This window comes from Streptomyces sp. NPDC054863, assembly GCF_053610825.1.
This window is the reverse complement of record NZ_JBSGZD010000296.1, coordinates 1-9,837: the sequence shown is the minus strand read 5'-3', so window position 1 is coordinate 9,837 and position 9,837 is coordinate 1. Positions and strand designations below refer to the sequence as shown.

13 protein-coding genes are annotated in these 9,837 nt (G+C 69.8%); 8 read left to right on the top strand and 5 right to left on the bottom strand.

The window, feature by feature from the left end; all coding sequences use genetic code 11:
- Nucleotides 1–255: 255 nt before the first annotated feature.
- Nucleotides 256–912 (bottom strand): M15 family metallopeptidase, encoded by a 657-nt coding sequence (locus ACWGIG_RS32730; protein WP_453325322.1) that lies wholly within the window; start codon nucleotides 910–912, stop codon nucleotides 256–258.
- A gap of 187 nt (nucleotides 913–1,099) precedes the next feature.
- Here ACWGIG_RS32730 and ACWGIG_RS32725 point away from each other — a divergent pair, with 187 nt between their 5' ends.
- The gene (locus ACWGIG_RS32725) at nucleotides 1,100–1,561 is read left to right on the top strand and encodes a hypothetical protein (RefSeq protein ID WP_453325321.1); all 462 of its coding nucleotides are present in this window, start codon (nucleotides 1,100–1,102) and stop codon (nucleotides 1,559–1,561) included.
- A 73-nt stretch (nucleotides 1,562–1,634) separates the two neighbouring features.
- On the opposite strand, the gene ACWGIG_RS32720 is transcribed toward ACWGIG_RS32725, so the two are convergent.
- The 4 genes from ACWGIG_RS32720 to ACWGIG_RS32705 all read right to left on the bottom strand — a co-directional run bounded on the left by ACWGIG_RS32720 (nucleotide 1,635) and on the right by ACWGIG_RS32705 (nucleotide 3,949).
- The gene (locus tag ACWGIG_RS32720; RefSeq protein ID WP_453325320.1) at nucleotides 1,635–2,030 is read right to left on the bottom strand and encodes a hypothetical protein; all 396 of its coding nucleotides are present in this window, start codon (nucleotides 2,028–2,030) and stop codon (nucleotides 1,635–1,637) included.
- Nucleotides 2,027–2,290: a hypothetical protein gene (locus ACWGIG_RS32715; RefSeq protein WP_453325319.1), complete on the bottom strand. Its 264-nt coding sequence runs from the start codon at nucleotides 2,288–2,290 to the stop codon at nucleotides 2,027–2,029. The genes ACWGIG_RS32720 and ACWGIG_RS32715 overlap by 4 nt, the downstream gene beginning before the upstream one ends.
- Nucleotides 2,291–2,400: 110 nt before the next feature.
- Nucleotides 2,401–3,381: a hypothetical protein gene (locus tag ACWGIG_RS32710; RefSeq protein WP_453325318.1), complete on the bottom strand. Its 981-nt coding sequence runs from the start codon at nucleotides 3,379–3,381 to the stop codon at nucleotides 2,401–2,403.
- 139 nt (nucleotides 3,382–3,520) lie between these two features.
- Nucleotides 3,521–3,949, bottom strand: coding sequence for a hypothetical protein (locus ACWGIG_RS32705; RefSeq protein WP_453325317.1), 429 nt, complete (start codon nucleotides 3,947–3,949; stop codon nucleotides 3,521–3,523).
- A gap of 135 nt (nucleotides 3,950–4,084) precedes the next feature.
- On the opposite strand from ACWGIG_RS32705, the gene ACWGIG_RS32700 reads away from it, so the two are divergent.
- From ACWGIG_RS32700 to ACWGIG_RS32670, 7 genes are all read left to right on the top strand, one after another.
- Complete coding sequence (locus ACWGIG_RS32700; protein WP_453325316.1) at nucleotides 4,085–4,921, top strand: helix-turn-helix domain-containing protein; 837 nt, start codon at nucleotides 4,085–4,087, stop codon at nucleotides 4,919–4,921.
- Nucleotides 4,918–5,151 carry a DUF397 domain-containing protein gene (locus ACWGIG_RS32695; protein WP_453325315.1) on the top strand — a complete coding sequence of 78 codons (234 nt, stop codon included), beginning with the start codon at nucleotides 4,918–4,920 and terminating at the stop codon, nucleotides 5,149–5,151. Before ACWGIG_RS32700 ends, ACWGIG_RS32695 begins: the two co-directional genes overlap by 4 nt.
- Before the next feature lie 4 nt (nucleotides 5,152–5,155).
- Nucleotides 5,156–5,551 carry a VOC family protein gene (locus ACWGIG_RS32690; protein WP_453325314.1) on the top strand — a complete coding sequence of 132 codons (396 nt, stop codon included), beginning with the start codon at nucleotides 5,156–5,158 and terminating at the stop codon, nucleotides 5,549–5,551.
- A gap of 143 nt (nucleotides 5,552–5,694) precedes the next feature.
- Nucleotides 5,695–6,402: a hypothetical protein gene (locus ACWGIG_RS32685; RefSeq protein ID WP_453325313.1), complete on the top strand. Its 708-nt coding sequence runs from the start codon at nucleotides 5,695–5,697 to the stop codon at nucleotides 6,400–6,402.
- Nucleotides 6,403–6,508: 106 nt separating this feature from the next.
- On the top strand, nucleotides 6,509–7,084 hold the full coding sequence (locus tag ACWGIG_RS32680) for a TetR/AcrR family transcriptional regulator (RefSeq protein ID WP_453325312.1): 576 nt from the start codon (nucleotides 6,509–6,511) through the stop codon (nucleotides 7,082–7,084).
- A 71-nt stretch (nucleotides 7,085–7,155) separates the two neighbouring features.
- Nucleotides 7,156–7,812 (top strand): DUF4865 family protein, encoded by a 657-nt coding sequence (locus ACWGIG_RS32675; protein ID WP_453325311.1) that lies wholly within the window; start codon nucleotides 7,156–7,158, stop codon nucleotides 7,810–7,812.
- A gap of 92 nt (nucleotides 7,813–7,904) precedes the next feature.
- Nucleotides 7,905–9,746, top strand: coding sequence for a serine/threonine-protein kinase (locus tag ACWGIG_RS32670; RefSeq protein WP_453325310.1), 1,842 nt, complete (start codon nucleotides 7,905–7,907; stop codon nucleotides 9,744–9,746).
- Nucleotides 9,747–9,837: the final 91 nt, after the last annotated feature.

Sequence of the window (9,837 nt, the reverse complement as noted above, 5' to 3'; positions counted from 1 at the left end):
CCCTCGCTCCGGCACACGCACCGGTGCGGGCCGGTGGGCCGCTTCGCGGGATGGCCCCTCCCCGCCCCTCCACCTAAACCGCTCGCCGCGGGGCAAAGACGGTTCACGGCTCGCGCCGGTGGGGGCTGGGGTCCCGGGCTGCGCCCGGTGCACGGCTGCGCCGCGCGTCCTCAAACGCCGGACGGGCTGAAAATGCCGGGCGGGCTCAGGTTGGCGGGCGGGCCGGCGGTGGCCCACGCCGACGACCGTGGGTGTTCACGGGAGGGTGGAGATGGCCGCGTAGACGGCCGCCCCCGCCCCCGTCCCCAGCGCCCAGTACCTGTCCCCGTACGACCAGTGCCACCACTCCGTCGGGTAGTTGACCAGACCCGCGGCCGTCAGCGCCGCTCCCAGTAGGGCCCGGTTCGCCCGGCTCTCCGCGCCGATTCCCGGGGCGTCCGTGTAGCAGGCTCCCGCGCTCTCCTCCGGGCTCGCGTTCATCGGCGTTCCCATGTCCAGTTCGCGCCCGTCCGCGTCCGCGAGCGTCAGGTCCACCGCTCCGCCCGCGCTGTGCGGCGCGATCTCCGGCGGCGATACGTAGCGGCTCGCCGCGCTGCGCACCTCCGCCGCGCTCCAGCCCGCGTTCAGAGCCCGCAGTTCCGCCTCGTACTCCTCGAAGTACTCCCGCTGGAGCTCCGGCGGCCGGTACCCCTCCACGATCACCAGCCGCAGACCGTCCGGCAGCAACTCCTGGGCGTGCAGCAGGCGTTGGACCACTCCCTCCCTCAGATGCGCGTACGCCCCCTCCGCGTCCAGCTCCTCCTCCCCCGTCCGCAGCCCGCTCTTGCGTACGTCCACGAGCGGCTCGCCGCACTCCTCCACCGGTACGGCGGCGATCCTCGGGTCGGCCATCAGAACGATCTCAGCAGTCATCGGACGATCATCCCGGACGCCCCACCAGCGCACGCAAGGCGGGCGCGCGCCCCATCGCACCCCCTCACCCCCCGCCGCCATTCGGGCACCGGCAGCGCACCGCCCGCCGCACGTGGCACAGGGTGTTCACGGGACGGCCAACCCGCCGTCCCACCCGCCCCGTTGCCACCGGAAGGCCCCCGAGCCCATGCCCCGCACCCACCGCGTCCTCGCTACCGCCCTCACCGCTGCCGCCCTGCTCGCCACCCCTGTTCTCGTCCCCACCGCCGTGGCCGCCCCCCTCCCCGTCCCCGTTCCGGAGTGTGGCGGCAGCGCCCTCGACTGGGCCGGGCCGGGGAATGCCGGCGCCCTGTACCAGGGACCGGTCCACTCCGAGCAGCACGGCAGCTCCGCCGCCGCCGGTTTCCTCGCGCACCTCACGCTCGACAAGTTCCGCCTGGAGACCGACGTCTCCCCCGGCACCGAACAGTGGGAGATCCGCCACTACTTCGGCGACCCCGCCCCCGCGGTCTTCTACCGGTCCCGGTCGGGCGACACCGTCCTCAGCCATCCGCACTGCGAGGACCCCACCCGTCCGACCCGCGTCACCAGCACCTTGGCGACCGTCGAGGGCGACGGGACGGGTCGACTGATCCGCGCCGCGTTCTGACGGATGCCGTAAGCGGTGGTGGGCCTCCGGCGCCCTCGCTGAAGGCCCACCGCTCCTCTGTTGGGGATCAGCTCTACTGCGGCAGCCGAATCGTGCGGACCATGGGCATGTCCGCGTACAGGTCGGGTTCCGCCGTCAGCACCGGCCGACCATCGGGCCAGTCCACTGTGGGCCTGGACAGGTGGATCGCATGTCCGAGATGCCAGTCCACGCCGTCCCGGAGCAACGCGCCCACCGTCGCCACTCCCGCGAAGTCCAGTTCCACGATCTCCACAGCCGGCAACGCCCCCACATGCTGCGCCATCCCTTTGCGCCTGCCGTCCGCCGACGCGAGGCAGAGCGCGGGCACGTACACATGACGGGTCGGACCGTGCTCCGTGTTGGCAATGAACTGGGAGGCCAAGCGGTTTCCGCCGCCAAGGGCCAGCAGGGCGGTCTCGTCGTAGACCACCGCGACGGAGCGGCTCACAGGCTGTCCACGGGCCGACCGGCCTCCAGGTCCTTCCACACGTTCTCGGCCTGGTCGTGGTCCGAGTCCGTGAGCGTCACGCCGAAGTGCGTCTCGCAGTACGCCTTCGTCTCCTCGTAGCGCTTGCGCAGCTCTTCCTTGGTGGGGGTGGCCCCGGCCAGCTCAGTGAGCAGGTCGCGCATCGTCGTCCCGCGCTCCCGCGCGAGAACCATCAGGCGGTCACGGACTGCGGGGTCGACCTTGATCGTGGTGTCTGCCATGACGAAAGTATACCGCTGGTATACCGCTTCGGGTGGTGCAAGCAATGTGGTCACGAGGACCCCTTTCGGTGCTTCGGTGGAACCGGCCCGGGGACTCTGGGGCCGGAGGTCTATGCGACGGCCGCAGCCGTCGTCGGGCGCATTGCCGCCCGTACCGCTTCCGCGCCCCGTCGCGTCGCCTCCGCGAAGGCCTCGACGACCTCGCCGAGCGCGACCGGCTCACCCTTCTCCCGTGGCGGGCGGGAGGCCCGCGCCTCCTCCGCCGCACATGCCCCGCACCGGCCCGGCAGGGGCAGGCCCGCCCCGCAGTCCTCGCACTTCTCCCTCAGCACCGGCTGTACGGGCGCCTTCGGCGGCGGCAGCCGGTCGCACTTCCTGTTCAGCCGGTACTGGAACACCGCGTAGGTCGACTCCATCCGCTCCGGCAGTCCGCGCGTCAGCAGGTGCCGCAGCGCCGACTCCGTGACCCCTGCCTCCCAGCAGTGCACCACCTTGGGCGCGAGCCGCAGCGCCTCGGGGATGGAGAGGGAGAGCTCGGCCGGGCCGTTCTTGCAGAGCGCGTGCAGGAAACGGGCTGCCTTGCCCTTACTGCGGGCGGCAGTGCCGTCGGCGGCGGCGTCCGGCAGTGGGGGTGGGGGCGGGCTCTGGACCTCAGGGGTTGGTTCTTTTAGCGAGGTGTTGGAAACCGAAGGTTTCTGGCCCGTGTTCGTGGCGGCGGTTTCACCGGGGGCCGGATTTCGGCCATCTTCCGGTACGTCCCGACCAGCCCTCGGTTCACCCTCCGCGCGACCCCGGTCGAACGGGGTGTCGTAGACCTCGTAGTACGTCTCGATCCGGCCCGTCTCCGCGACGTTGCGGGTCGGTCGGCGCAGATAGCCGGAACCCTCCAGCTCATGGAGCGCGCCCGCGATTCGGGTGCGCCCTTCCTTCCGCTGCTTCGCCAGACTCCGCACACTCGCGGTCGCGCACTCCGGCAGGCTCAGGAGGTACATCAGTACGCCCGCCGCACACCACGAAATGCTGCGGTCACGGAGGAGTTCGTTCGCGAAGATGGAAAAGGCGCGCGTGGGCGCGGTACGGTGAATCTGCATTGGGAGCTGCTTTCTCCTGGTGTCGGGCCCCCAGGTGTTGTCGCACCGTGGGGGCCGTCTTGCTGTGTGAGGGCATATGCCTTTGTGGGGTCCATCGGAGTGGTTCAACTTCCGCGCGCGCAAGTTGAGTTGACCTTCTTCACTCTTGTGAGTTACTCCCTTCCTCGAACATCGCCGCCGCCGTCGCACACAGCAGCATCGGGTGTACGAACCTCCCCGCCTCCAGCGGCGAACAGCGCCACGACAGCGGCCAGGTGGGGCCGTAAAGCGCGGGTACCGGGACGTAACTGATCGTCCCCGGCGTGGAGTTGAAGCACTCGGCCTCGCGTGGCCAGGCGCGGCCCGTGGTGCTGCCGGGTGCGCAGAGGAAGTAGACCCCGCGTCGGCCGTTCGCCTCCAGCACGATCGGGCCGGGTGCGCCGCCGGTGAGGAGCTCCATGCGGTCGGCGAGCGCGCGGCCGAGTGCGTCGTCGACGCGGACGGCGTCGAAATGTACGCCTGCTTTGCGGAGTTGGAAGCCGGAGGCGGGAATCCAGGACAGGTTTAGTTCTCTTGTTTGTGCGTCCACAGGGACATTGTGTGGTCACCTCGTTACGGTTTTCCCAGGCGCGCCAGAAGGGTTGAACTGCCTTTGTAGCGAGTTGAATTCGGCGGGGAACAGTTGAGACCGGTTGAGTCCGGTTGAGGCGGAGTGGTGGTCGCGATGGCAAGTTCTGAGAACAAGGAATCCGCAGGTCCGACGGCACGGTACGTGGCCAAGGTGGCCAAGAAGATGCGGGAGAAGAGGGGGTGGAGCCAGGTACAGCTCGGAAAGGAGTTGGGGTTTACGGGGGCGGCCGTGAGCGCTATGGAGACGCTGGCCCAGCCGGTGAGCGACGAGATGCTGGTTGCACTGGAGCGGGTGATGGGGGACGGAACGGGAGTCTTCGAGGAGGCGCGGGAGGCGGTGCGGATGGAGAGGTATCCCGTCTACTTCCGGGATTACGCGCTACTGGAAGAGAAGGCGCGGAGCCTGATGACGTACGCGACCATGGCGATTCCTGGGCTGTTCCAGACAGAGGCGTACGCGCGCGCACTGATCGGCATGGACTTCCCTCCTCTGGCGGCGGCCAGGGTGACGGAGCTGGCTGATGCACGGATGGCTCGTACCGGCATCTTCGACCGCGAGCCGCAGCCGTTGATCGAGGCCGTCATTGATGAGGCGGTACTCCGTCGACCGTTCGGCACCCACGAGATCATGCACGGCCAGCACCTTCATCTGGTCGAACTCGGAAGGCGCCGCAATGTCACACTCCAAGTCATGCCCTTGACTAGGGGGCTATCCGGAGAACACGCAGGTGGGCGAGGCGAGTTGCAGCTCATCGAAACAGCCGACCTTCTCCGCTTCGCCTACCTTGAACTACAGGGCGAGAGCATGCTGATTGGTGATCCTGCAAAGGTCAGTCTGCTCACCCAGCGATATGCGAAGATCCGGGCACAGGCCCTCAGCTCGGAGGACTCACTGGGCCTCATCGAACGGTTGGCAGGAGAGTACAGATGAGCAACACCCTCCGGTGGATCAAATCCAGCTACAGCGACAGCGGCGGCGGCAACTGCCTCGAAGTCGCCTACGACTGGCGGAAGTCGAGCCACAGCAGCGGCGGCGGGAACTGCGTCGAGGTTTCGTCCTGCCCTCACACCATCCACATCCGCGACTCCAAGAACCCCGCCGGGCCCGCACTCGCCGTCTCACCCACCGACTGGTCCGCGTTCGTCGCGTGGGCCGTGTAGGAACGTGTCCCACCTCGGACTGGTGACAGTGGTCGTGCGTGACTACGACGAGGCCGTCGCCTTCTACACGAGCGCCCTCGGCTTCGAGCTGCGGGAAGACACCCCGGTCGGCGACGGCGGGAAGCGGTGGGTTGTCGTCGCGCCGCCGGGGGCGCGGGAAGCCGGCGTGCTTCTGGCGAAGGGATCCGGCCCCGACCAAGTGGCCCGAGTTGGGGACCAGACCGGGGGGCGGGTCGGGTGGTTTCTGAACACCGACGCCTTCGACCGTGACTACGCGCGCATGCGGGCGGCCGGTGTGGTCTTCGAGGAGGAGCCACGGCACGAGCCGTACGGCACGGTCGCCGTCTTCCGGGACCTCTACGGGAACCGCTGGGACCTGCTCCAGCTGAACAGCCCCTGAGCCGGCTCACTCCTTCGCACGAACCTTGCGCGGCCCAAAATCCCGCCGCCCAGCACCCCCTCCCGAAAAATGTCTCACATACACGTGTAAGTGAGACATTATTTCTGCCCCCCTACCTTGCGCCGTCGCGACAAGCTGCACCCATGTACGCGAACTTCCCCGGGAAGAACCCCTCTGCGAAGAACCCGCCGACTACCAGAACGGTCTACCGAGCCGTACTGACAGCCATGGCGGAGCAGGGCCCCCGCAAGCCTCAAACGTCTCGCATCGCGCACCTCGCTGACTCCAACGCCCGGTTTTTCAACCGCACTTGGCCCGACCTGTCCGTCCTGTTCGACGAGGTCTTGGTCTCGGAGCTGAGACGGCTTCAGCACCTCGCCGACAATTGCGTCGACTTCTCCCGTCCGCTGCCCTGCCAACTGGCCGAAGCGATCGTGGGCGCGGCCCGGCGGGTGCGCGAGCATCCCGTGACCCGGGCCGCCCAACGCTCCGAACCCGCCCTGCTGCACCACACCCTCCTGCTCGACGACCATCCCCTGTCGCGCGCGGCCCTGACGTGGCTGCGGGAAATCCTCTGCCGCCGCCCCGACACCAACTACTGGGACGAGCCCCACTTCGCGATCGCCCTCTTCCACGTCGCGGCGCCCTTCGCACTCGCGCCCTCCCCGAACCCTCCCGAGGAGGACCCGCCACCCTCCACCCCCGAAAGCACCCACCTGGACCAGCAGCTCAGCACGGTCCTCCACACCTGCCTGACCGGCAACCCCCTCTGCGCGAACTGCCCAAGCCCCTCCATCAACAACGAGCCGAGCCACCCCCGGACCGGGATGAGCCAGACCTGGGCAAGGTGAGACCTGGGCAAGGTGATCCGAGTGCGGGCGAGTGGGGGCGACTGCCGCGCCGTTCCTGCCTGACAGCCTGTCATTTCTGTACCTACTAGTATGTACACTCGTCGTCATGAGCACTGCGGAACGTCTCATCGAAAGCACCCGGGACCTCTTGTGGGAGCGCGGCTACGCCGCCACCAGCCCCAAAGCCATCCAGCTGCGGGCCGGAGCCGGACAGGGCAGCATGTACCACCACTTCGCGGGCAAGCCCGATCTGGCGCTCGCCGCGATCACCCGTACCGCTGAGGAAATGCGGGCCAAGGCCGAGGCGCAGTTCGCCGCTCCTGGTACCGCCGCGGAACGGATCACCGCCTACCTCCTCCGCGAGCGGGAGGTCCTCAAGGGCTGCCCGATAGGGGGTCTCACCCAGGATCAGGACCTCATGGCCGACCCGGTCCTGCGGGCCCCCGTCGAGGAGACCCTTGCCTGGCTGCGCGGACGCCTCGCCGAGGTCGTGGCCGAGGGCCGTGCGGGCGGCGAGCTGGACGCCTCGCTGGACCCGCAGGCCACCGCGGCGACGATCGTCGCGGTTCTGCAGGGCGGTTACGTACTGGCCCGCGCCGCCGACTCCACGGCCCCGTTCGACCAAGCGGTCACCGGAGTACTGGGACTGCTGGCCGCACACGCCCCGATCGCCGACAAGTAAGCAGACACGCGAGCGGACAAGTATCCCCCGAACAGCGGGAGTTCAGCCCTCAAGAAGGGGCAGCACCTTTCATGTACGCCAAGCAGTACGAGATCACCCTGCCCGCCGACTACGACATGGGGATCATCCGCAAGCGGGTGGCCGTCGGCGGCCACGTCCTCGACGACCGCGCGGGCCTGGGCCTGAAGGCGTACGTCATCCGCGAACGCGGCACCGACGGCTCGCCGGTCAACCAGTACGCGCCCTTCTACCTGTGGAACGACACCGGCGCGATGGCCCGCTTCCTCGTCGGCGGAGGTGGATTCCAGAACATCGTCCGCGACTTCGGGCGCCCTGCCGCACACCACTGGACCGGCATCGCCTGCCATGCCGGCCCCGCCCGCACGGCATCCCCCGGGGCAGCCTCACGCCGCCTCACCCCGATCCCCGCCGACCCCGGCCCCGACTCCGACTCAGTCCCCGACTCCACCCCCGACTCCACCGGCCTCGGTCTGGCCACGCTGGTCGAGCGGGAGGTCGAGGAGCTCCGCGGGATCGCCCGCCGCGAGGACGTGCACACCGCCGCCCTGGCCTTCGACCCGCGGTCCTGGCAGCTGATGCGGTTCGTCCTGTGGAACGACGCCGTGGCACCGGAGGATGGCAGGGACGAGGCCGCCACCGAGCGCTACCAGGTACTGCATCTGTCCGCTCCGGGCCTGGACCGCCTCCCGGAAGGACGAGCCTGGTAGGGCCCGGAAGCCAGGGGCCCGGCCGGTCGCGGTCCAGTAACGACAACTGCACTGTCTGTCAGCCTGGTTCATGATGAACCTACCCTTCCACCATGGAACCCCTCCCGCGCTCCGGCCCCGCCCGCGTCGGCCCGTACCGGTTACTCGGGAAGCTCGGTGCGGGCGGAATGGGCGAGGTGTACCTGGCACGTTCCGAGGGCGGGCGCACGGTCGCCGTGAAGCTCGTACGGGCGGAACTGGCCTCGGAGCCGGAGTTCCGGCGGCGGTTCGCGCGGGAGGTGGCCGCCGCGCGGAGGGTCGGCGGGCGGTGGACGGCGGCCGTGCTCGACGCGGACACGGACGCGGCCGAGCCGTGGGTGGCGACCGCGTACATCGCGGGGCCGTCCCTGGAAGAGGTCGTCGAGGAGGGCTTCGGGCCGCTGCCCGAGCACTCGTTACGGGTGCTGGCCCACCAGTTGGCGCAGGCGCTGGACGCCGTGCACGAGGTGGGACTCGTACACCGGGACCTGAAGCCGTCCAACGTACTGCTGACCGTGGACGGGCCCCGGGTCATCGACTTCGGGATCGCGAGGAGAGTGACGCGGGGCGCGGGCCCGGCGCCGGAAGCGGCGCTGACCCGCACGGGGACGGTGCTCGGGTCACCCGGGTTCATGTCGCCCGAACAGGTGCGGGGACGACCGCTCAGCGCCGCGAGCGACGTGTTCAGCCTGGGGGCGGTGCTGGTGTACGCGGCGACGGGGCGGCTGCCGTTCGGGGCGGGGGCGGGCGAGGAGGGGACGGTGAGCCTGATGTTCCGCGTCGTCGAGGACGAGCCGAACCTGGCGGGGGTGCCGGAGGCGCTCGTACCGCTCGTACGGAGCTGCCTGGCGAAGACGGCCAGGGAACGGCCGACCCCGGCACAGATCGCGGAGCGGACCGCGCCGGAGCCCGGCGAAGGGCAGTGGCTTCCGTCGGTACTGCTGGCCCAACTGGGGCGAAGGTCGGCGAAGTTGCTGGACATCGACGCGCCGCTGACGGCTTCGGGTGCGGGCACGGGACCGGGGCTGACACCGCTGGACGGTGGACCGCCTCCCGCGCCCCGGTCCCGGCTGCGGTCGGTGGTCCTGGGGCTGGTGATCGGCGCCGTGATCCTCGTCGGCGGGGCGCTCGCGTACGAGAACTGGCCGGCCGGGGGCGGCGGAACTCCCGGCGCGGACGGCAGCGAATCACCCGGCGGGCAGGGGAAGTTCAGCTTCGCCGGGGCCTGGACGGGGCTGGCACTGGCGGCGGACGGCACCAGGACCGGGGACTACGTACGGTTCGAGCTCCCGGACCCCGCCGACCCGGACGCTCACGCCACCTACCTCGGCATGGACGGTCAGCGGCTCTGCAGGGGGTCGGGCGCGCTCGTCGTGTCGTCCCCGCGCAAGGTCTCGCTCCTCGGGCTGGAGATCAAGCGCGACCACGCCAGTCTCCGCCCGGGCCCCCCACGGGCCTGCGAATCCGCAGAGGACCACACCTTCACCGCCCGCGCGAACGGCACCTTGGAGTGGCGGGCGGGCTCGCGCCACGCGACGCTGCGCCGCAGCGAGAACAAGGCCCGAGCCGTCCCGGCGAAGTACCTGGGGAGATGGCGGACCGCTCCCGCGGCCGGCACGACCACCACGATCGAGATGCGGCAGGGACGGATCGGCGAACAACTGCTGCTGGTGCGGCGCTCAGGGCCGGGCGAGGGCTGCACCTGGGCCTCGACCCTGGTGGCGGTCGCGACCGAGCCGGACGAACTGGCCTTCGCCCCGCCGCAGCCGGTACCCGGCCGCGCCCCGACCAAGGAGTGCCCGGTCGGCCCACCGTTCGAGCTGGGCCCGGGGCCCGGTGGCACCGGCCTGGTGATCACTCCGCCCGAAGGGCAGGGGAAGCCGGTGAATCTGACGAAGGCCCCGCAGGGCGAGTAGTGGCCCCACCGCACTCCGTAGTGACTGGCTCGGACCGAGCTGCACGTGGCTTTATGTTTATCATTACCTCTTCTGGTTTTGTGTTCTGGAG